This is a genomic window from Vibrio sp. 10N.261.52.C11 (assembly GCF_041471405.1).
GTDB classification, from domain to species: Bacteria; Pseudomonadota; Gammaproteobacteria; order Enterobacterales; family Vibrionaceae; genus Vibrio; species Vibrio crassostreae_C.
The window spans coordinates 1-20,895 of sequence record NZ_JBFROI010000046.1 but is presented as its reverse complement, the minus strand read 5'-3'; the positions used below and the strand labels follow the sequence as shown (position 1 = coordinate 20,895).

Below are 20,895 nucleotides of genomic sequence, written 5' to 3'. Positions count from 1 at the left end.
ATGCGAAACGGGGTGCATCTATCTCTAAATTTAATTACGCAACAAAGCCTTCCCTACTCTCTTTGATTAGTTTGTTTTCTAGGTGGTACTCAGATCATTGAATAATATTTTTTTTCTTTAGCGAGAGGGAAATAGATGTTGTTATTATTATAAGAACGCCACATGTGCTCATCCAACTAGGGATTTCATACCAAAAAATAACCCCCCAAAGTATATTGAAGACCAAGCCGATATAGCGGGTGACTGCAACTACAGCGGCGTTTTCATGACTGAATGCCTTTGTTAGGAAAATTTGCCCAATGAGCGAAACAAGACCAATGGCAATTAGATAAATCCACGCAATTCCCTGTGGAACCACAAACTCATCCCTCATCAAGTAACCGGATACCAACATCGAAGTGAAAAGAAAATAAAACACAATCTCGTAAATATGGTGCCTCTTACTCAGGTGGCGAATAGTGATAGAGGCAGCCGCCGCAAAAAAAGCACTCGCCACCCCTGAGAGGGCATACAAATTAAATGTGTCGAAGCTAAATGGATTTACAATTAAGGTAACTCCAACCAAAGTGAGCGGAAAAAGGAATGCTACTTTTTTAGGGGCTTTTTCTCCCAAAATTAGGTTGGAAAGTAATATAACGAAGAACGGGGACAGGTAAGCCAAAATCACGGCGTCCGCTAGCGGCATGTGGGTAATCGCGTACACAAAAGCGAGCAGATAAAACGCCCCAAACAGGCCACGAAGCAAAAGCATTGGTATGCCCGTGGTAGAAAACCTGATACTCGCTTTCCACATTAAACCTAAAATCAGAACGGTTCCTATTGCGCTTCGGAAGAAGACAATTTCAGAGCTTGGAATCGTCAAACTGGCCGCTTTAATAAGTGCGTTCATGACACTAAAAATGAACGCAGAAAATATAGTTAACGCTACACCGTTGTTCATGATGGGTTTCTTTAAAGGTCGTATGATAGACGCACCCAACCAAGGTATTGGTGCGCTTGAGTGCGGGACTCTTCAATCAAATGGTGAGGGAGTTGAGAGCTACTTAACCAAGATTCGAATATACCTAGCACACGGTTAACGCTCGGTAATGCAATCCCATGCGCTCTGCCTAAGACTTGAAGCCAGTAAAGATTCTGTATATCTTCTTTAGGTATTCGAGGTAAAGACAACTTGCCTTTTTCCACCTTACCTTTGGCATAGGGCACGGCAGAGAAGTTGAAGTAGCACCCATTTTCATCCGGCTTAGAAAAAGGATCGATCAGAATCGCGCTGTATCGTACGTAAACCAAATATTCCTGCGCTATTGGAGTGAGCGACATAAACTGCTCAATTTGACGACGACGAATGGTTTCTGGATGCACAGGGTAGTTGTCATCATTGAGAAATTGTAACAAGTTAAATGGTGTTCCGTTAAAGTGAAGTATCAATCTTGATATATCGCGCCATAGCTCAACCAAAATGTGGATGGTTTCGGTTGTGATCGGTCCCTCAGGGAAAAGTTTGTACATGTACTTAACTTCTCTCGTCTCACTTAAGATATGATTGAGCGAGAAAGGGGTCATAAAAAATGCGGGATGAACGAAAGAGGTAATGTTTCGTCCTTCTACGCTAAACCCATTTTCCAACTCGACAACTTCAACACCGATATCCGCTAAAGTTTGAGTCAGTAGCTCTAGGACAGGGCATTTTTCTTTACTTGAGTAAGCATAAATACGTTTTTTAACCGCTTTGGTAAGGACACGAACGCCAGCTTGTTCCGTTATAAATTTAGTGGCCGCAAAGTAATTGGAAAATATCAGTACGTTGGGGGTTAAATTCAGTTCTGAAAACAAGCCTTTTACAATCCGGTGCCCACCAAATAAGGATGAAATGAGGACTACTATTTTTGTGGAACTCAAACACGATTTAGGTAAAGCCAATAGAACCGCTGAATAAGCATGAGATGGGGTGCCCAGAACCAACGTATCCCATTGTCCGCTTACATCGCGTAAATCTTCAAAAACCGCATCAAATATCACCTGCCCAGCCATTCGCTTCAAAGAGGATTTGGCAGCGAAAATATGCGCAATACGTTCGTTGTGTAAGCTTTCGAACATCGGCTGCCAGCGCTCTGATGAGCGGTTTACTAACCCAAGTTGCTCGCACTGGTTTCTGATGATTTTTGCTGTCTGAAATGCGGCTGGCCCTGTGCCAACGATTAACACTTTTCCTAATGAAAGAGTCATTTTGCGCGCTCCATCAAGACGGTGTCATATATCGCTGCATCGTTATGGATCTGTTGTGTTTCCCACCCATCCATTAGGTTTGGGTTGAAAGGGTAATTGAAGGCGGACTTTAAACCATTACCGAATCGAACTAATACTCGGTGAGAGTGGTTAAGATGAGGTCTAAGCTGTCTGAGTTGTTCCCATTTATGTTCCACTAAAGAGGCTACTACAACATGAGTTGGCCGGAAAGAGGCAAACTCAGTGATTAGATCTTTGCAGCTAAAAGTGGTTGACAAGTTGAGTTGGTTGGCCATTTTCACTGCCTGCTCATCAAGATCTATACCGTGCACGAGAGCGCCTGTGCTCTGAGATATAGTGAAAGCAGAAACCGGATAGGACCCTGAGCCAATAAACAGGACTCGAGAGTTGCTTTCAATTCCTGCTTTTTTTAGTTCAATTTTTGTGTTTTCAGAAAGTTGGTATAAATATTCGCTGATGTCGATTTGATGCTCTCTGGCACACTGAGACTGATGTTTTTCCAATAAACACAGAGCTTTTACAGCAGTTTCACGAAGCTGCTTGATTAAACGATCGTACTCAGGGGTCATATCAAAATCATCGCTAATGGTTTTAAAATTTTCTTGCAAAATCCAAGCGCAAAACTCATCAATTTTTTCTTGCAAAAGGACAAAACATTCACAATTTTCAAGGCTGTAATGAGTCAGGGTTTGAATTTGAGATTCAAACGTGGATAGAGAAACTAATAAGTGATATTGCCTTTTATTCATTGCCATAAGAATGCCTAATCTGTTTTAAGGGCTCGAACTGGGGTGACGTGGGTATGTCCATGAACGCAACAACCTACGTCCACATGAATCTGATAGATTTTCCCCAGCCTTTCAGAATCGAGCACGTCTTCTGGTTTACCGCAATATTGAACTTCACCATCATTCATTAAGAGAAGATGGTCGCAGTATCGAGCAGCGAGAGAGAGGTCGTGTAGGACCGCAATTGTGATGATATTTTTGGCTCGGGTATATTGACGAACAAGGTCTAAAATTTGGACTTGATGCTTGAGATCTAAGGCGCTTGTTGGTTCATCTAAGAGCAATACCTTGGGCTCAGCAACAAGAGATTGCGCCAGTGAAACCAGCTGTTGCTGACCACCGCTTAGTTGAGAAAACTGTCTAAGGGCGAGATTTCTCAAACCTAGATAATCAAGGATGGCGTCTGCTTTTTGTTCTTGTTCAAATGTGATGTTCCAGCTCAGTTGATGAACCAAGCCCAGTAAGACAAACTCAATAACCGTTAATTGACAGGGAGATTTGTTGAGTTGACATAGGTACGAGAAGGATTGTAGCGGTAATCTCAGCCCGTCCTCCCCACTTGAATTAATCTTCCCATCAGAAGGAATGATGCCCATGATAGCTTTGAGCAATGTCGTTTTTCCTGCGCCATTGGGCCCTAAAATGGCGGTAAATTTGCCACCCAAAAAGTGGGCATCTACCTTCTTTAAAACGAGTTTTCTTCCAATTGGAACGGCAAGATTTTCTATTGAAAGCGACGTCATTAGATAAACCTCCTGCTTATCAGAAAATAAAGAAGGATCGGCACACCGACTAAGGAGGTGACGATACCAATTGGTATGATAGTGCCTGGGACAATCAACTTAGCAACAAGAGACGAGGTACATAAAAGCAACGCTCCCATTAATGCCGCCAAAGGTAAGTAGAAACGCTGATCTTCGCCTATTAGCATTCTTGCTAGGTGAGGAGCAACCAAACCAATGAAACCAATGGTTCCGACAAACGACACTGCTCCTGCAGTTAATAAGGAACACAGTAAAAACATCTGTAGTCTTAACTTGCTGGTCTTTATTCCCAAGGCGAGTGCACGCTCTTCGCCTAAAGTGAGGGCGGTGAGTGCCCATACCTTAGATAACGCAAAGACCAAACCGAACAGGAAAACGGCTCCTGAAACAAAGAAGGACAACCAACTCGCCTTCAGTAGACTGCCAAATAACCAAAAAACAATTTGCTGCAGCACTTCTGGTGATGCCAAATATTGAATTAATGACTGTAAAGCCTGGAAAAAGAAGAGAACGACAATACCTGCCAAAATCAGGATTTTTGCGTCCATATGTCGGCTGCGACCAATTATATAGATCGCCATACTCGCTAATCCAGATGTCAAGAAAGCGGCAAACGGCACGCCTAACCAATGCAAACCAAATACTGAAAAACCGGTTAAAAAAGCTATGGCTGCACCAAATCCAGCAGCAGCAGAGATACCAAGGGTATACGGACTGGCAAGTGGGTTGGCTAAGAGGGTTTGCATTAGACCGCCAGCGAGGCCGAGTGAGGCGCCAACCATAAGACAGGTGAGAGTGATGGGTAACCGAAGTTGCCAGACAATAAGTGTTGATAAGCTGTCACCAGAGGGACCACCTAGGAGGGCTTCAACAACTTGTTCAATGCCTAGCCACGATGAGCCAGTACCAAGATCGAATAAAGCGGAAAAACTCGTTGCCAGAAAAGCGCCTAGCAAAATCTTAATTCTTTGCTTCTGCATTCTTTGATAAATAGCGCCGCTGGAATGATTCAGGTCAGACGATGCTTTCATGCTTTCATTCATGAGTTACGCCCACCTGAATCATGAAAGTGCCTTTGAGCGCTTGCGGCATGTAGTTCCTAAAAAATTCTTGGTGCAATTTCTTAGGTTCAATATCTTTAAATGCTTCTGGGTAAATAGACTTTGCTAGATACAACAAGAAAACGTGGTCGTAAATAGTACGTGTTCCTGAGTGGTATATACCGTAGACGTCACCATTTTTAACTGCCGTCAGTTGATTCCAGCCAGCACGATTTAGGTAGGGGCGGTATCTAGTTTGCGCTTCTTCCATTGTGCTGTTGAAACCAAGCAGGGCGCTGTCGTTATGTTTAACCCAGTGAGCACCGGATATAAAGATCACTTCTGGATCTTGACTCAAGATATATTCAGGCGTTAGGTGGGCAGAACCTTCAAACATCCCATGGGCAAGGTTATCGGCCCCCGCCATTGTCAAAAGGTTGCCCCACATTGTCGTCGAGTAAGATTTACCGTATTCATTTGGTCCACCTGTACCTGCTTCCACATACACACGGCGTGCCGTGTGGTTTTCCAGATGCCTCGTAACACGTTGTTTAACCATGTTTACTGTGTTTTCGTATTCCGTTGCAATCGATGAAGCGCGTCCTTCTGTCCCCATTACTCTGCCTATAACACGTGTGCTAATGACGTGTTTTTCAAGCGTTTGAGCATTGAAGTCTACAACGACAACTCTGATACCATTCTTTTCAAGTATTTCAACTTTTTCACCAAGGGATTGATATTGCCACGCCGCAAGAAGTGCAACATCAGGTTTAGTTAACAAGAGTTTTTCGAAATCAAAAGTACCTGTATAAAGAGAACCTGAATCAATAATCGTTTCTAACTCAGGAATGATTTTTTTATAGGTGGTCCATTGAGATTGACGGTAATCTTTCCAAGAGTGTCTTGGGAAAATAGCCACTTTTTTGTAAGCATCTGGTCCAGCGATCGCTAGGTAATCCTCAAAATAAAAACCTAGGAAAATTTTTTCTGCCGGCTTTTCTAAAGAGATGTTTCTACCGAGCACGTCTTTGAACTGAAGAGCTGTAGAAGCAGAGGCCATGTCACCCAAAGCCAAAGTTGCCAAAAAAAGTGCTTTTACTTTTAAAAGGTGTCCTTTCATTCCCTCGACCTCAAATAGAACATTAATTGTTATAATGTAACAATGGTTCTAGGGTTGAAAAGATATATATTTATTATTTATATCTATTAAATATAAATAATAAAGCTAGGTGGATTTGTTGTTGCGTAATTCAATGGAACTAAATCAAGAACCTACGATATGATCGGCTACGTCCACCCTCTCTCGTAGCTCTATGTCTAAACCTCGTTACAAAACAACCAACAGGAAGCAATACAACCAATCGCTCATTAACCGTGGCTCTCTGACTTTTTGGATTGATGAAGAGGCAATAAGCGGTTGGGCGCAAAGCAAACAGAATAAGCGCGGTAGGCCACGTCGATTCAGTGATTTAGCTATCACGACAGCACTCATGAAAAGTCAAAAAACACGAGACGGATGGCAAGCGTAGAGTCTGGCGATGGCGCGTACGACACGAGAGTGTGCCACGCTGCTATTAAGATTAAGCGAGCCGTTGCGCTTATTCCCCCAAGAGAAGGAGCAGCCTTCTGGGAGCGTGGTCACCCTCGAAATCTCGCCGTGGGTTGCCAGAAGTTATACGGCTCAAATAAGTATTGGAAAGAGCGGTATGGATACCACAGACGTTCACTATCAGAAACAGTGATGTATCGAGTAAAACAGTTGTTAGGAGGGCGATTGAGCTTAAGAAATTACAATTCACAGGTGGGTGAAACTTACGCGATGATAAAACCGTTGAACAAGCTTACTGGGTTAGGTATGCCTGAAACTTGTCGTATTGACTAAAAAGCATGAGAAACGGGGAGACTCTGTTTCTAAACTGAATTACGCAACAAAGCCAATAATTATTGCGAAGGTGTAAATAATTTCTTGGCTTAATTAAAATTGATTTACGCTAGAAAGGCATTGTGTCATTAACGCACTATAACTAAATATCTTGATATAACTACTCTAAGTGGCAAAGGGTAGAGCACACATATGAATAATTTAATAAAGCACCGCACGGTTTTCATCACCGTTTGATTTGGATTTACATGGCTCGCACCACGTATGAAGGATTTTGATATTTCTTTGTTGCGTAATTCAGTTGAACTAAGTTATCGGAACCGATTAAGAGAAACGGATGTGCTATTTGGAGAAATAGTACATCACTGCGCTGAAGTGATGACTAAGGTGAGGTCTCAAAAAAGTGAGGTAAGGACGATATCTGTTTTTATTCCTACTGAAAAATACGACAAGTGTTTGCCTTACTTATAGACGTATATACATTAACTTAGAAACTGGCTTGACTGATTTGGGGCTAACTCTAACAAGTTAGAGCTTAATCGAGCGCTTGAGACCATTAATGCTCGTTTTGAAAAAGGGACGCTGACCTTTGGCTCTCAAAAGGGAGGTTACAGTGAGCAAGGTGGCAGTATCGATATACCCATTCTAGTGACTTACTTACGGGTAAATGTATTTAAAGAATCCTCATTCTTGGCTTCTTATCTCTTAGCTTATTGCTTCTTAGTTTTTTACGTGGGGTGAGAAATAATGAGGTGCTCTTTCCTTAGGCGTGATCCTTCGGGCAAGGCTTTCTCTTGGAGCTTTCATCTATGGCCTAGATTGGCATCACCCTAGTGAGCCACTGCGTGCCGCACCAGAAGGTGCTTCTCTACAAGCTCCTATCGATACAACCCTAAACGCCTGCGCCTCGTCAGTCTTCCTCGTTGCTGTTCGTCGTACCTCCTCACTCATTTCACTGACCTCCATTAAGTTCGAGTAAGGGCTTGTTGCCTTATGTGCCGATTTCCCTTTCGACTTGCATCATTTGATGGGGCTCGCAGGCTGTTTACCGTGCTCGCTCAGAGCCCCAATAACAAGGGTATATGAACGCTTCGCGCCCTTGTTATTGATAACCATGAGCGCTTGCCGGACAGCCAAGCGGCTCCATAAAAGTGATACTCAAACAAAAAGGAAACTCCTCATGGCACAACGAAACTCAAGCCCAACTCTCTCTAAATCGATGTTCAGCGACCAGCGTTTCGCCGCTGGGCACGAAAGCTCACCAAAAAATGATATCTCCTGCCAGGTCGTTGAACGTGCAGTGCGTTCGACCGTTTCCGCGACTGTTTCAAAGGGACTTATTTGGGTGAATTCAACGGACTTTAATTCGAGCGTTCGAGCGGTTAAAGTGCATGAGATTTTACTTAATGAGTTTGGTTATACCGACTCTTTGATCTTGGAGGAAGGAAATAAAGGAAAAGGGGTGAGTATTGGCGTATGTGATAGAGCTACGACTGTGAAACAGATGCGAGAAGATTACGCCTATGCGAAAAAAGAAGAGAGAAACGTTGAAACGACCGCTAAGCATCAAGCGAGAGCGAAAGATCTTCTGACTATCTTGTATGGCCAATAACACGGACTGAGCGCCGACCATCACGACTTTAAATATTAAAAGGGATCTATTATGTCTGTACTTGCTAACTACTCTAATCACAGCCTTTTCTCTGTAGAAGAAAAAGATATCTTGCACCATGCCGCGAGCATTTTAAAATCTAAGTTGTTTGTGTCAGAGCAGACGCCACTCAATTCCCCTAAATTGGTGAAGTCATTTTGTCAGGCTTCACTTGCTTCCAATGAAAGCGAAGTGTTTGGGGTGATCTTTCTTGATAGTCAGCATCGAGTTTTACGCACAAAAGAGATGTTTAACGGCACCATTGACACCGCATCCGTTTACCCGCGTGAAGTGGTCAAAGAGTCACTGGCCACAAATGCAAGCGCGGTCATTTTTTATCATAACCATCCCAGCGGTGATGCCACACCCAGTCAAGCCGATCGACGTATTACTCGACGACTGACCGACGCGTTAGCCTTGGTTGATATTCGAGTTCTCGATCATTTCGTGGTGTCTTTTGAAGATGTGGTGTCGTTTGTGGAGCGTGGTTGGATATAGCCATTAGTGAAACATGTCTCTCATTTACGCCTATTCTGGCGTGAATGACTTCCTCATCATAATGCTATAAACTGTAAGCAATTAAATAAGGTTTCTACTATGTCTGAATCAAGCAAAGTCACATTAAGCGTTGAAGAGCTGATCAACCTAACCGCTCATGCTGCCACTCAAGAGCAGTTAAATGATACGCGTAAAGAACTCGATCAGAAGATCGAAGCGGTTCGTCATGAGCTTTCAGATAAAATCGACACAGTTCGTAATGAAGTGAGTTCCCTTAAAAATCTCATTATTGCAACAGCCTTCGCTATGATTGCGACGGTAGCCGGTGCCGCGTTTTGGGTTGGCAGTCATATCAACGTTTAATATTCAAATATGTTTTCTTAAATGCCTCTTATCCTAGAGGCATTTTTTTTTGTCCGAACGCTTCAACGCTCGCGCTAAAAGAATTTGAGCCAAAGGCTCGACCGCAAGCGGTCGCCAATACCGCTCTCAGTACCACAGTACGCCTATTTGCTCGATGTTTGATTCTATTGCTTTTTCATGGTGTCACTTTGTGGGTTTGTGGCTGATAGGTGGCTTTTTATGATGAAACCATTACTTTACCTTTCTTTGCTATCGCCGTGTTTCGGTTGGGCTTTTTGCTTTGATGAGGCAGGGAGATTTTATAATGTCGATCCACAACTTTTAAAATCCATTGCAACGGTAGAGAGCAGCCTAAAACCGAATGCGTATAATGAAAATAAAAACAAAACCGGTCAAGTGATCAGTCGTGATTTTGGATTGATGCAAATTAATTCCCATTGGTTTGATCTACTATCCGAATTTAATGTGAATGAAACAAGCATCTATAACCCTTGTTTTAATGTTCATCTTGGCGCGTGGGTATTAAGTTCTAATTTTTCTAGTCATGGTTATAACTGGAACAGCGTCGGCGCTTATAATGCGGGTTTTTCAAAACGCACCGAGAAGGGGTCACACGACGATTCGGAAAATATTGTACGCTAAGAACATAACATCATGACTTTAAGAATTATTCCTCTAGATCTGGCCAAATATAATCTCCCGTTAAATTTATATGTTCCCACCCTAAAGGAGATAAGTGGCTAAGCAATGCATCATCGATGATTTCCCCACGGCTGCGAAGTGTTTCTACTGCCTGACTGGTGTATTCGGTATTCCATAAAATAATTGCAGCAACAACTAAATTAAGCCCACTGGCTCGGTAACGTTGGTTTTCAAAGCTCCGGTCTCTTAATTCTCCCAATCGGTTAAAGAAAACCGCCCGAGAAAGAGCATTTTTAGCTTCACCTTTGTTAAGGCCGACCTGAACTCGACGTCTAAGATTAATGTCTTGCATCCACTCCAGAGTAAATAAAGTGCGTTCTATACGCCCTAACTCCCGTAATGCCAGTGCCAATCCGTTTTGACGGGGATAGCTACCGAGTTTTCTCAACATCAGAGAAGCAGTTACCACTCCTTTTCCGATTGAAGCTGATAATCTGAGAATATCGTCCCAATGCAAGGCGATATAATCAAAGTTCACATCCCCGCCAATTAGCCCTCCTAATGTCGGATAATTCGATTTGTTACCGGCTATATAAAGACGCTTATCTGAAAGATCACGTATTCGTGGAGCAAATTTGAATCCCAATATAGGCATGAGTGCAAATACATGATCAGTGAATCCGGCGGTATCCGTATAATGTTCTTCAATATTGAGTTCAGATTCATGATTAAGAAGGCCATCCAGTACAAAGGTGGCATCTCTCGCTGGGGAATTGATGATCCGGGTATGAAACGGCGCATAGTGATCTGAAATGTGAGTATAAATAATGCTTCCCGGCTCTGAGCCATATTTAGCATTAAAGTGTCCCTTGGAGTCTCCCCGACCTCCCGTCTTAAATCGCTGCCCATCAGATGAGGATGTCGTGCCATCCCCCCACCATTGAGAAAAATGATGTTGATGCTGTGCATTTGTCAGCTCAGCCAATGCTTTACTGTAAGTATCGTCTCGAACATGCCAGGCCTATAACCAAGAGAGTTTAGCGTAGGAAGTACCAGGGCAGGATGAGGCCATTTTTGTCAGACCTAAGTTGATTCCGTCTGCAAGAACAGCGGTCATTAACATTACGCGGTTAGGTGCGGGTTGTCCTCCTTTCAAATGAGTAAAATGGCGTGAGAAATCTGTCCATCTGTCCACCTCTAGCAGAAGTTCGGTTATTTTCACTTTAGGCATAAGTGCTGATACCTTCCTGATCAACTTCTCTGCCTCTTCTGGAACAGAGTTCGTCAACGGCGTAATACGCATTCCGCTGGCAGTCACTATTGTACCGGGAAGGTTGTTATCAGCAGCATGGAGTTCGACACGTTTCAATGCGGTGATCAACTGGTTCTTTTTCTGTTCAAGGAATAATTCACCGTCAGTTTCAATATCCAGCCCTAACTCTTGTTGGCTAAATAGCGCGCGATATTTGTCAAGCGGAAGCAGGTAATCTTCAAAGTCCATAAACTGTCGGGAATGACGAACCCATATATCCCCCGAACGAAGCGCATTTTTCAGTTCTGAAAGGACACAAAGTTCATAATACTTTTTATCTAGCCCTTCCTCAGTAAAGACAAGGGAGGCCCATCGTTTTCGAATAAAATCAGTCGGTACGCCTTCGGGTAACTTACGAGCTTTGGTCAGGTTCAGTTTACGAAGGATGTTAACCGCATCAAGTAGAGACTGGCAGACTGGAGCCGCCTTTAATTCCAGTGCATCAAGAAACGCCGGAGTGTAACGGCGTAACTGAGGATACGCATCAATAATGAGCATAAGGTGATCAAACTCTGGTTGGCTAAATTGCTCTGCGCTTTTGATACTATCAAGAAAGACTTGCCAGCCAATGGAGGTCTCAATAGCATCAAATGGATCACTTTTTGATTCTCTGGCTTTCTGAATAAGGCGTCCGGCCTGTGACAGTACCTTTAGTTGCTCATTAATTTGCTTACCTGAGCTTTGAAACTGTTCAGCATGTTTTCGTCTGGCAACATTCTCTTTACTAGCCATGATTCGGTCATGCATATATATGAGTTCATCAATCAAAGTGGCTCTTGTATCAAGCACCACTGCCGCCAGTGTTGCGTGTCGTCTTAACGGTTCAAAATCCCTGAGATGTTGTGGTGTCATTTGACCACCTTCACGGGCTATTTTTCTGAGCCTATTTTGATGAACCATCTTTTCTAGACCATCAGGTAGAGATAATGCCTGAATATGTTCAATTCTCTCTATATGTTTTAGAACGTGCTTTGCATTGGGAAAACCATGTGGCTGCCGTAACCAGTTAATAAACGTCTGGCTTTGCTGGTTCCGCATCAGTAGAAGTCGATCCAACTGCTCTTTTTGACCCTCAGACAATTCCGATGTCAGTGCACGATATACTCTCTTCGTTCCGAGAGTGATCGCTTCCTTGCATATCCTTTCGAATACGTCTATGCCAGGAATAACTATCTTTTGGGTGCGTAGATAATCCAACAACGTTCTGGCAAGCACCATGCCTGATTCGGTTTGGACCGAGGTCTTTAGCAAATATTGTACGGACAGACGAAAATGGGGCAGAGTAAAAGAGGCCATCCCTAACCAGTTCATCAGCTCAGTAAGATGTTCCCTGCGGGTCGTCTTTCTTATCGCATACCTCTTCCAATGTGTTACCAATACACCGAGTTGTTCACTTACGAAAGACAGCAGGTGGGCTGGAGGTTCTTCATCTGGAGAAATGGGTTTTCCGGGATATCGCAAGTAGCAAAGCTGAATAGCGAACCCAAGTCTGTTGTGTTTCCCTCTCCTTTGGTTAATAAGGGCAAGGTCGGCATCGTTAAATAGATAGTGTCGGACAAGATCATGATGCTCTTGAGGAAATGCCGTTAATGTTTCACGTTCAGATAACGTCAAGAGGGTTTTACGTGGCAATTTCATTTCCTCCGGTAGCTATGTCAAATAGACATACTTAGCTAACCAGATAAATGCCTCGATTAAAACTCAATGCTGACAACACGATTTCATAGGTGTGAAGTACGACAGGATCGCTTGGTGATCACATACAGTCTACGGGTATCGTAACTCATTGTTGGACAGAAATGAGCTATAGCTTCAGCTAAATTAGCAATTCATGGATAACTAATAGTATGGGAAGTAGCTAAGTTTAATGCCCCTGTTTTGATAGCGCAGGTGACGTCCATTACTACCAACGATGATGCTCAACATAATCATCGAATAAATGTATTGCTTTTGTTAATCATCTATTTTAATTTAAAAAAATGACGCTAATAACTACTTCCACTCAAACTCCATGTTGTTGCTGTAAATACCTTATTTACGGCCGTTTTCGTGTAGCTATTACGTAGCAAACCTATCGCACTATTACCTAGGCCGTTGATGTTTTCATCCACGGCCTTTTTGTATTTATAAGGATATGATTTATGACCCAACCGACACTCCAGCTCTTTAATACCCTTAATAGAACACTGAGTCCGTTTTATACGATTCAACCCCGTAAGGTTGGCCTTTATGCATGTGGCCCAACCGTTTATGACTATGCACATGTCGGTAATCTACGTACCTATTTGTTCGTTGACGTCCTAAAACGCGTACTACAGATCAATGGGTATCAAGTTAATCATGTCATGAACATAACCGATGTCGGACATCTAGTATCAGATGGTGACACTGGAGAAGACAAGATGGAGAAAGGTGCACGCAAACAAGAAAAATCAGCTTGGGATATTGCTACTTTTTTTGAAGACGCATTTTTTACTGATCTTGAAAGGCTTAACATTCTCAAACCTTCTATCACTTGCCGAGCAACTGATCATATTCAAGAGCAGATTTCGTTTATTCAGTCACTCGAAGCTAAAGGCTATACCTATCAAACCAGTGATGGTATTTATTTTGATACAGAGAAGTTACCCGACTACGGAAAGCTTGCGCGATTAGATATGGAAGGTTTGGAAGCTGGCATTCGCGTTGATATGGCGGAGAAAAAGCATCCTACAGATTTTGCACTATGGAAATTCACTGGCGAACAGAAACGGCAAATGGAGTGGACAAGTCCATGGGGAAATGGCTTCCCAGGGTGGCATATTGAATGTTCAGCGATGGCAGAGAAGTACTTGGGAGAAACCTTCGATATACATATCGGTGGTGAAGATCACATTCCTATACACCACACCAATGAAATTGCACAATGCCAAGCTAAAAACGGACATGTACAAGCAAACTTTTGGTTGCATGGTTACTTCTTAAATATTAACAATGAGAAAATATCTAAGTCGGGTTCTACACTGTGTTTAGAAAGCCTAATCGACAAAGGTTATGATCCTTTAGCTTATCGTTATTTAACCTTAACCAGTCACTATCGTAGCCAGCTCAGTTTTACTTGGGAAGGGTTGAATGGCGCACAAAAGGCACTGCGTAGATTAAGAAAGAAAATCACTGATATGCCTGACGGTGGTAACGTTGACAACCAGTTCAAAGCTGAATTTCTTGCACGTATCAACCGCGATTTAAATATGCCGCAAGCACTCGCCTTATTATGGGAGGTCACTGATAGTTCCATAGAGCCTGCCAATAAAAAAGCGACACTACTTTATTTTGATCAAGTATTTGGCCTTAACCTTGATAAGGTTGAACAGTTAACAATCCCCAAACAAGTTCAACAGCTCGCTGAACAACGTCAATGTTTGAAAGAACAGGGGCGATATGATGAAGCAGACACAATCCGAGAGCAAATTCGAGCTTTGGGATATCAAGTTAACGATAGTACTAATCAATCGAGTGTAACCAAGTTACTTTAATTAAAATCACCCGTTTTACCGAATAAGAGGTTAGCAATCGCCTCTTATTTCTGGGTTATGGGCTGGTTTGAGCTTACACCGTAATTCATAAGGCTCGTATTAGAAAAAGTCGGCCAAAATTGTGATAATGAAAGCCACAGTGTTATTAATTAAGCTTATATTGGGGCAGAGGCGTGTTACAAACTTTAAGCTCCCCCGTAATGACAAACTTCAGTAGATAATTAGATTTCGGATAATCACTACTAACTGAGTTTGAAAGGTTTACATTGCGTACCTTGATGATACCTGAGCTTCCAACAAGTGCCCGTAAATGTCCAAATTGAACAGCGTTTGGCATAGTCACTAACTTCTCCAGATTCACTTACAAGAGCAGACTCATACTTTAAAAGCTGTATAGAAGGCTCAAGTTGAATACATTCATACTTTTGAGAATGAACGCGGATATCTGAAGGCTCTTCCAAATCCATCATTTGAATAATGGATGTAAAATCGTAGCTATCTCCTGACTTACCAACTTCAGTAAAACTAGGGTGTATTAAACGATCAAGGTCAGCTTTGTTCTGACGAGTTTGGTATTGATGGAGTTCTATTTCTTGTTCGATCAAAATGTCCATTTTACCTCCTAAACTGATATGGCATATAAGGCCTTTATAATCCATTTAAACCACTTGCAACGTCGTCGCCCCACGCAAGCCAATTAGGTTGCCAAATGGATCTTCGATTTGACACATAAAAAGCCCATTTTCAATTGCCATTGGGCCTCTATACAGTTTTGCACCAAGTTCTTCAAAATGATCCAGTGCTTTATCCAAGTTGTTTACCGACCAATATAAAACTGTCCCGCATTTACCCGAGCCTACTTTTTCGTCTGCTTGCACTATCTCAAGAGAAAAACCGTTTAAATTGAGCACGGTAAAGTCGAAACTAGGATGATAAACAGATTCTGCTGTAGGAAAGGCTTTTTGATACCACTCGATGCCCAATGCGACATTTTGAACATGAATAAGAATCGCTGTTGGAATCATAGTCTTCCTCCTACTACTTACCAATCACTAGTATGGTGTGCCGTTCTTTCTAGAGGGAGTCCATTCACCAGAACTTTCAACAACCCATTTGAAATCATCATCTGGATAATGGGCTTCGTCTTTTGCAACTCGGCTCCCTATAACTATAAATTTAGCTTGTTCGCTACTACGGTTTATTAAATGATGACCATTTTCGACCCTAGCAGGGAAGCCAATACACATTCCTGCAAACAATGTCTGCTCACCGTCATCACTGACTAAACATAGCTCACCACCGAGTACATAAAGAAACTCATCTGACCTTGTGTGCCAATGGCGAAGAGCCGACTGCGCATTCGGTTCTAATACTTCCAGATTCACACCGAACTGAGTGAGCCCAAAAGAATCACCTAAACTTCTGCATTCAGATTGACCAAGGCGAGATTTAAATGGCTCTGGAAATGGGTTAAACGTATCACCTTTTATGCTTAACGCTTGTTTCGCTTTCGTCATTAATTGCCCCTATGCATAACGCTTTTCAGTCGGGATATAGTCATTTGCTTCTGTCCATCTTGCTCAACCTTTTTAAGCAACTCAAGCCATATATGGTGGTTATGTGATTTTTGTACGCACACGAGTGATGGGTTACGAAAAAAACACCTGCACTCTAGGGTTGTTAGTTAGCATATGTATTACAAAATCAACTCACCATTAATTAGTCAATCATCGGTCGTGACACACTTTGGGGCGTGCGACGTGAAGTCGTATGAAGCGCTGTTCACCGCTAAACGAGTGAACCATCTGTATCACCAGATGAACCTAGGAGCCTGAATAAAGTAGCGGCTTTGACAATGTAACGAAGGTTGGTATTTTCCAATCGGGATTGAAATCGTGAGAGAACGATCCTCCTGATAACCACAACATCGGGTGAGTGCTAGGTAGTCAGCATGATGAACAGAAGTGAATCCGCGTAAGGTGCGTTATGTTGTGAAACAGCGGAAGTGGTTAATACGCTGTAGCCAAAAGGCACGAGAGTCGGAAAGAGATTGCCCCATGCTCTTTCGTGATCATTGAACTCTCCGCACCATAGCGGGCATCTAAACTGACATTGCGTGACATACGGAACACGGTAAGCCTGTATCTCTCCCTACGGGAAAGCCCCTGTGGCCGAGAGTGATGCGGGTAGAGGAGGTTGGAAAAAGCAAAGGCTGCATTGTAATGACGCAGATACAGGTTTGTGCCTGATCACGAAAGTGAGCCCACTTCCAACTGGTCTCTCGTTGCGAGAGAGTTTGAAGAACTTTATTAAGGAAGAAAAGCAAATGACGATTTCGAATGAGATTAGTGCATCTTCTGACAGTGCACTGTGGCAATCCATTAACTGGAAGGCCGCAGAGGCGAACGTCTTAAAGCTTCAAATGCGTATCGCAAAGGCAACTAGAGACGGTAAACACGGCAAAGCAAAAGCATTGCAGTGGATACTGACTCACTCTCGCTCAGCAAAACTTCTTGCTGTTAAGCGAGTTTCTCAAAATAAAGGCAGTAAAACGCCTGGAATAGACGGCGTTGTCTGGAATACAGACACGCGTCGTATGAAAGCAGTAAATCAACTGAGTCGGAAAGCTTACCAAGCGAAACCACTCAGGCGTATCTATATCCCCAAAAAGAATGGCAAGCTTCGACCTCTGGGCATCCCATGCATGATAGACAGAGCACAACAAGCGCTACACCTATTATCGCTAGAGCCTATATCAGAAACAACTGCCGACCCGAATAGTTATGGCTTTAGAACAAATCGTAGCACGGCTGACGCTGTCGACCAGTGCTTCAAGTGTTTGGCTTTAAAGAAATCGGCTAAATGGGTTCTTGAAGGAGATATTAAAGCTTGCTTCGACAAAATCGGGCATCAATGGCTTATGGATAACATCGCCATCGATAAACGGATGTTGGAGCAATGGCTAAAGTCAGGCTTTGTAGACAAAGGGCTGTTTTACGACACCGACGAAGGCACTCCTCAAGGCGGAATTATATCCCCCACCTTGATGTTGATGACGTTATCGGGTCTCGAACAGCGCATTAAGTCTACCGCGCTTAAGAAAGGAGCAAGAGCTAACTTTATTGGATATGCCGACGATTTCGTCGTCACTTGCGCTTCAAAGGAAGTACTCGAGAACGATATCAAACCGTTGATTGCTGATTTCTTAGCGGAAAGAGGCTTAACATTATCCGAAGAGAAAACGCACATTACTCATATCAACGATGGCTTTGACTTTCTTGGGTTCAACCATAGGAAGTACAAAGGGAAACTGCTCATCAAGCCGAGTAAATCCAATACGTTGATGTTCTTAAGCAATCTGCGTGAACTCATCAAAAAGCACGTAACCCTTCCAGTGAATGATCTTATCAAACTGATAAATCCTAAACTCAGGGGATGGTCGAACTATTATCGGCACTGCGTAGCTAAACAGGTATTCGGATATGTAGGTCACAAGTTATTCCATACGTTATGGCACTGGGCTAAAAGGCGTCATCCAACAAAGTCTAAAACTTGGATTGCCCTAAAATACTTCATCAACCGAAAAGGCCAATGGCAGTTTCACGGTTGGCAGAAGGTCATGGATATGGATTGCCAGTTCAATCTCTTCCAAATAGCCAAAGTGCCAATAGAAAGGCATGTGAAAATCCGAAGTGCAGCGACACCCTTTGACCCTCTTTACCAAGAATACTTGGTAAAGAGAAAATCTAAAAGGCTAGCTCGTAACTCTTGGAACGAACCTGCTTCGACTGCTTTATAAGTTGCTGGGTATCAAACGATGCCTTCGTGGAGGCTTGAGCCTAGTGCAGTGAAAGTTGCACGCTAGGTTCTTAGGGAGACGGCACTTGGTAACAAGTGTCGTCCACCCGACATAACTTACATAGAGCTTATGAACCATTCGGGTGTGAAAAAACAAGCCAGTAGCAGTGGTCACTGGCTTATCTTATCAATTCAGAACCATTTCCTAGAGAAGTGGGAAGTTATACTTTCATACCAAAATGATGACCATCAGGCATCTCAATATCTATGCGTAGCTGACCGCCGAGAGCTTCCACATATCGCTTTAGGGAAAGCAACTTTACGTCTTTGCCATTCTTCTCCAGGCTGGCAATGGTGGGTTGTTTAATACCCATAGTTTTAGCAACTTGTGCTTGTGACATTTGAACACTATGCCGGATTTCAGCCAGATTGAGCTCCAGCAACATCTCAGAAGTTTTCTGATGTGCTTGTCTCAATTCGTCCTCTGTCATTAGATCATCAAGTGCGCTTAGTGGCTGACTTTTCATTGTCTAACTCCTTTATATGCTCCTCAAATTCACTCTCTGCGATAGGGATCATCTTCTTGTAAAAACGTTTCTCACCAGTTTTATCCCCTCCACACAAGACAACACACTGGCGTTCAGGGTCAAAAGCAAAGAAAACCCGGATAGGCTTCCCACTACTTTGCACACGTAACTCTTTAAGGTTGCTGATTTTGGAGCCTTCCAAAGTGTCAGCGTATGGTCGAGGTAGAGTAGGGCCTCTTTCTTGTAGTAATCCAAGGGATGCCCTGACACTAACCTTGTCTTTACTATCTAACGTTTTAAACCAATCAACAAAGAGTGGTCGGTTGAGTATTGTCCACATAATTGACGCTTAATTTATATTTGAAGAAATTATAGACTGCAATCTATATAGAGTGCAATCTATATTAAAATTTTACCAATAAATGGTTCTAATAGAGTATACCTTATGCAAACCATGTGATGTATCTTCAAAGTTGGTTCGCTTATTATTGTTTTTGCACCCTACGCGAACTATTATCAAATACCATACCTATAACAGACTAGAATTACGAAAGTGTTCATACGTGGTTACCTCAGAGCATCAACAGATGAACAGGATGCTAATCGTGCAAAAGCCGACTTGGAGCTATTTGCAGAACAAAAAGGTGTTCGTATCGCTAGCTTTTATACTGAGAACCAGTCGGGTTCAAAGCTAGAAAGAGCTGAACTTTCACGACTAATAGATGACTCACATAAAAATGATGTCTTGCTTATCGAAAAGGTAGACAGGCTGTCTAGATTACCATACGAACAGTGGAAGCTGCTCAAGCATCAATTAATTGATGCTGGTCTACATATTGTCGTTCTTGACCAACCTATGACTCATCCCGCTCTCAGCGGTGACTTGGAAAATTCGATGATTTCAAAAGTGCTGACTGAATTCATGATTGATCTCGCTGCGGCAATGGCCAGGGATGATTATGAAACTCGACGTAAAAGACAGGCACAAGGAATACAGAAAGCTAAAGCTTTGGGTAAATATCAAGGAAGAAAACCAGACCTCCAACTGCGAGAAAATGTGGCACTTTTACTTAGTGAGGGAAAAAGCTGGTCTCAAATTCAACACCTTTTAGGCTGTAGTCGGTCAACGATCGCAAAGGTCAAAAAAGCTGGAGCAGTCCGATAAGGACTTTACTTTGTAATAAAGAAGGACATGAACTGATTTTTTCCCATAAAAATAATAAGTTACGCTCTTAGCGTACAATATTTTCCGAATCGTCGTGTGACCCCTTTAACGGCACCATTGACGCCGCATCCGTTTACCCGCGTGAAGTGGTCAAGGAGTCACTGGCCACAAATGCAAGCGCGGTCATTTTTTATCATAACCATCCCAGCGGTGATGCCACACCCAGTCAAGCCGATCGACGTATTACTCGACGACTGACCGACGCGTTAGCCTTGGTTGATATTAGAGTACTCGATCACTTCGTGGTGTCTTTTGAAGACGTGGTGTCATTTGCGGAGCGTGGTTGGATATAGCCATTAGTTAGTGAAAAATGTTTCTCATTCACGCCTATTCTGGCGTGAATGACTTCGGTAACGTAATGCAGTAAACTAAAGACAATTAAATAAGGTTTCTATTATGTCTGAATCAAGCAAAGTCACATTAAGCGTTGAAGAGCTGATCAACCTAACCGCTCATGCTGCCACTCAAGAGCAGTTAAATGATACGCGTAAAGAACTCGATCAGAAGATCGAAGCGGTTCGTCATGACCTTTCAGATAAAATTGAAGCGGTTCGTAATGAGCTGAAATCTGATATTCAAGGGGTACGGAATGAGGTCCTGGGGGTTCGTAATGAAGTGAGTTCCCTTAAAAACCTCATTATTG

Annotated in this window: 19 protein-coding genes and 3 pseudogenes; 10 read left to right on the top strand and 12 right to left on the bottom strand. The window is 42.8% G+C overall.

Annotated features, from left to right (window positions below):
• Window positions 1–94: 94 nt before the first annotated feature.
• Genes AB4323_RS17565 through AB4323_RS17540 form a run of 6 tightly spaced genes read right to left on the bottom strand, consistent with a single transcriptional unit; the run spans window position 95 to window position 5,959 of the window.
• A complete protein-coding gene (locus AB4323_RS17565; RefSeq protein ID WP_016800130.1) occupies window positions 95–940 on the bottom strand; it encodes a DMT family transporter in 846 nt (281 codons plus the stop codon).
• A gap of 11 nt (window positions 941–951) precedes the next feature.
• Entirely contained in the window at window positions 952–2,226 is a 1,275-nt protein-coding gene (locus AB4323_RS17560; RefSeq protein WP_017100974.1) for an opine metallophore biosynthesis dehydrogenase, read from the bottom strand.
• The gene (locus AB4323_RS17555; protein WP_016800128.1) at window positions 2,223–3,002 is read right to left on the bottom strand and encodes a hypothetical protein; all 780 of its coding nucleotides are present in this window, start codon (window positions 3,000–3,002) and stop codon (window positions 2,223–2,225) included. Before AB4323_RS17555 ends, AB4323_RS17560 begins: the two co-directional genes overlap by 4 nt.
• A gap of 8 nt (window positions 3,003–3,010) precedes the next feature.
• The gene (locus tag AB4323_RS17550; protein ID WP_017103898.1) at window positions 3,011–3,778 is read right to left on the bottom strand and encodes an ABC transporter ATP-binding protein; all 768 of its coding nucleotides are present in this window, start codon (window positions 3,776–3,778) and stop codon (window positions 3,011–3,013) included.
• On the bottom strand, window positions 3,778–4,842 hold the full coding sequence (locus tag AB4323_RS17545; RefSeq protein ID WP_016800126.1) for an iron ABC transporter permease: 1,065 nt from the start codon (window positions 4,840–4,842) through the stop codon (window positions 3,778–3,780). Before AB4323_RS17545 ends, AB4323_RS17550 begins: the two co-directional genes overlap by 1 nt.
• Window positions 4,835–5,959: an ABC transporter substrate-binding protein gene (locus AB4323_RS17540; protein WP_016800125.1), complete on the bottom strand. Its 1,125-nt coding sequence runs from the start codon at window positions 5,957–5,959 to the stop codon at window positions 4,835–4,837. Before AB4323_RS17540 ends, AB4323_RS17545 begins: the two co-directional genes overlap by 8 nt.
• Before the next feature lie 193 nt (window positions 5,960–6,152).
• On the opposite strand from AB4323_RS17540, the pseudogene AB4323_RS17535 reads away from it, so the two are divergent.
• From AB4323_RS17535 to AB4323_RS17515, 5 genes and pseudogenes are all read left to right on the top strand, one after another.
• A pseudogene (locus AB4323_RS17535) lies at window positions 6,153–6,721 on the top strand (transposase).
• A 1,180-nt stretch (window positions 6,722–7,901) separates the two neighbouring features.
• Window positions 7,902–8,333, top strand: coding sequence for a hypothetical protein (locus AB4323_RS17530; RefSeq protein ID WP_102258042.1), 432 nt, complete (start codon window positions 7,902–7,904; stop codon window positions 8,331–8,333).
• A 51-nt stretch (window positions 8,334–8,384) separates the two neighbouring features.
• On the top strand, window positions 8,385–8,870 hold the full coding sequence (gene radC / locus AB4323_RS17525; RefSeq protein ID WP_371997718.1) for a DNA repair protein RadC: 486 nt from the start codon (window positions 8,385–8,387) through the stop codon (window positions 8,868–8,870).
• A 99-nt stretch (window positions 8,871–8,969) separates the two neighbouring features.
• A complete protein-coding gene (locus AB4323_RS17520) occupies window positions 8,970–9,233 on the top strand; it encodes a DUF1640 domain-containing protein (RefSeq protein WP_102258136.1) in 264 nt (87 codons plus the stop codon).
• 219 nt (window positions 9,234–9,452) lie between these two features.
• Window positions 9,453–9,875 carry a lytic transglycosylase domain-containing protein gene (locus AB4323_RS17515; protein ID WP_372117326.1) on the top strand — a complete coding sequence of 141 codons (423 nt, stop codon included), beginning with the start codon at window positions 9,453–9,455 and terminating at the stop codon, window positions 9,873–9,875.
• 25 nt (window positions 9,876–9,900) lie between these two features.
• On the opposite strand, the pseudogene AB4323_RS17510 reads toward AB4323_RS17515, so the two are convergent.
• Window positions 9,901–12,819 (bottom strand): annotated as a pseudogene (locus AB4323_RS17510) (Tn3 family transposase).
• A gap of 509 nt (window positions 12,820–13,328) precedes the next feature.
• Here AB4323_RS17510 and cysS point away from each other — a divergent pair.
• Window positions 13,329–14,702, top strand: a complete 1,374-nt coding sequence (gene cysS, locus AB4323_RS17505; RefSeq protein WP_372117328.1) for a cysteine--tRNA ligase — start codon at window positions 13,329–13,331, stop codon at window positions 14,700–14,702.
• A gap of 242 nt (window positions 14,703–14,944) precedes the next feature.
• Here cysS and AB4323_RS17500 read toward each other — a convergent pair whose 3' ends face one another.
• From AB4323_RS17500 to AB4323_RS17490, 3 genes are read right to left on the bottom strand one after another with little or no spacing between them, the layout of a single operon-like run.
• On the bottom strand, window positions 14,945–15,316 hold the full coding sequence (locus AB4323_RS17500) for a DUF4440 domain-containing protein (protein WP_017097735.1): 372 nt from the start codon (window positions 15,314–15,316) through the stop codon (window positions 14,945–14,947).
• Window positions 15,317–15,361: 45 nt separating this feature from the next.
• On the bottom strand, window positions 15,362–15,727 hold the full coding sequence (locus AB4323_RS17495) for a VOC family protein (RefSeq protein WP_017097734.1): 366 nt from the start codon (window positions 15,725–15,727) through the stop codon (window positions 15,362–15,364).
• 27 nt (window positions 15,728–15,754) lie between these two features.
• A complete protein-coding gene (locus AB4323_RS17490; protein WP_017097733.1) occupies window positions 15,755–16,219 on the bottom strand; it encodes a cupin domain-containing protein in 465 nt (154 codons plus the stop codon).
• Window positions 16,220–17,028: 809 nt separating this feature from the next.
• On the opposite strand from AB4323_RS17490, the gene ltrA reads away from it, so the two are divergent.
• A complete protein-coding gene (gene ltrA / locus AB4323_RS17485) occupies window positions 17,029–18,501 on the top strand; it encodes a group II intron reverse transcriptase/maturase (RefSeq protein ID WP_237297782.1) in 1,473 nt (490 codons plus the stop codon).
• 220 nt (window positions 18,502–18,721) lie between these two features.
• On the opposite strand, the gene AB4323_RS17480 is transcribed toward ltrA, so the two are convergent.
• Window positions 18,722–19,027, bottom strand: coding sequence for a helix-turn-helix domain-containing protein (locus AB4323_RS17480; RefSeq protein WP_088879100.1), 306 nt, complete (start codon window positions 19,025–19,027; stop codon window positions 18,722–18,724).
• Window positions 18,999–19,367 (bottom strand): type II toxin-antitoxin system RelE/ParE family toxin, encoded by a 369-nt coding sequence (locus AB4323_RS17475; protein WP_372117331.1) that lies wholly within the window; start codon window positions 19,365–19,367, stop codon window positions 18,999–19,001. Before AB4323_RS17475 ends, AB4323_RS17480 begins: the two co-directional genes overlap by 29 nt.
• A 213-nt stretch (window positions 19,368–19,580) precedes the next feature.
• Between AB4323_RS17475 and AB4323_RS17470 the strand changes: the two genes are divergently transcribed.
• The 3 genes and pseudogenes from AB4323_RS17470 to AB4323_RS17460 all read left to right on the top strand — a co-directional run.
• Complete coding sequence (locus tag AB4323_RS17470) at window positions 19,581–20,192, top strand: recombinase family protein (RefSeq protein ID WP_372117333.1); 612 nt, start codon at window positions 19,581–19,583, stop codon at window positions 20,190–20,192.
• A gap of 104 nt (window positions 20,193–20,296) precedes the next feature.
• Window positions 20,297–20,545: pseudogene (locus AB4323_RS17465) on the top strand (JAB domain-containing protein); the annotation flags it as partial.
• 103 nt (window positions 20,546–20,648) lie between these two features.
• A partial coding sequence (locus AB4323_RS17460) for a DUF1640 domain-containing protein (protein WP_372152989.1) occupies window positions 20,649–20,895 on the top strand: 247 nt, incomplete at its 3' end.

Coding starts and splice junctions, on each gene's coding strand:
- cysS (WP_372117328.1), top strand. CDS start 13,329: ATGACCCAACCGACACTCCAGCTCTTTAATACCCTTAATAGAACACTG.
- AB4323_RS17520 (WP_102258136.1), top strand. CDS start 8,970: ATGTCTGAATCAAGCAAAGTCACATTAAGCGTTGAAGAGCTGATCAAC.
- AB4323_RS17515 (WP_372117326.1), top strand. CDS start 9,453: ATGATGAAACCATTACTTTACCTTTCTTTGCTATCGCCGTGTTTCGGT.
- AB4323_RS17540 (WP_016800125.1), bottom strand. CDS start 5,959: ATGAAAGGACACCTTTTAAAAGTAAAAGCACTTTTTTTGGCAACTTTG.
- AB4323_RS17555 (WP_016800128.1), bottom strand. CDS start 3,002: ATGGCAATGAATAAAAGGCAATATCACTTATTAGTTTCTCTATCCACG.
- AB4323_RS17500 (WP_017097735.1), bottom strand. CDS start 15,316: ATGGACATTTTGATCGAACAAGAAATAGAACTCCATCAATACCAAACT.
- AB4323_RS17550 (WP_017103898.1), bottom strand. CDS start 3,778: ATGACGTCGCTTTCAATAGAAAATCTTGCCGTTCCAATTGGAAGAAAA.
- AB4323_RS17490 (WP_017097733.1), bottom strand. CDS start 16,219: ATGACGAAAGCGAAACAAGCGTTAAGCATAAAAGGTGATACGTTTAAC.
- radC (WP_371997718.1), top strand. CDS start 8,385: ATGTCTGTACTTGCTAACTACTCTAATCACAGCCTTTTCTCTGTAGAA.
- AB4323_RS17530 (WP_102258042.1), top strand. CDS start 7,902: ATGGCACAACGAAACTCAAGCCCAACTCTCTCTAAATCGATGTTCAGC.
- AB4323_RS17545 (WP_016800126.1), bottom strand. CDS start 4,842: ATGAATGAAAGCATGAAAGCATCGTCTGACCTGAATCATTCCAGCGGC.
- AB4323_RS17560 (WP_017100974.1), bottom strand. CDS start 2,226: ATGACTCTTTCATTAGGAAAAGTGTTAATCGTTGGCACAGGGCCAGCC.
- AB4323_RS17495 (WP_017097734.1), bottom strand. CDS start 15,727: ATGATTCCAACAGCGATTCTTATTCATGTTCAAAATGTCGCATTGGGC.
- AB4323_RS17475 (WP_372117331.1), bottom strand. CDS start 19,367: ATGTGGACAATACTCAACCGACCACTCTTTGTTGATTGGTTTAAAACG.
- AB4323_RS17480 (WP_088879100.1), bottom strand. CDS start 19,027: ATGAAAAGTCAGCCACTAAGCGCACTTGATGATCTAATGACAGAGGAC.
- ltrA (WP_237297782.1), top strand. CDS start 17,029: ATGACGATTTCGAATGAGATTAGTGCATCTTCTGACAGTGCACTGTGG.
- AB4323_RS17565 (WP_016800130.1), bottom strand. CDS start 940: ATGAACAACGGTGTAGCGTTAACTATATTTTCTGCGTTCATTTTTAGT.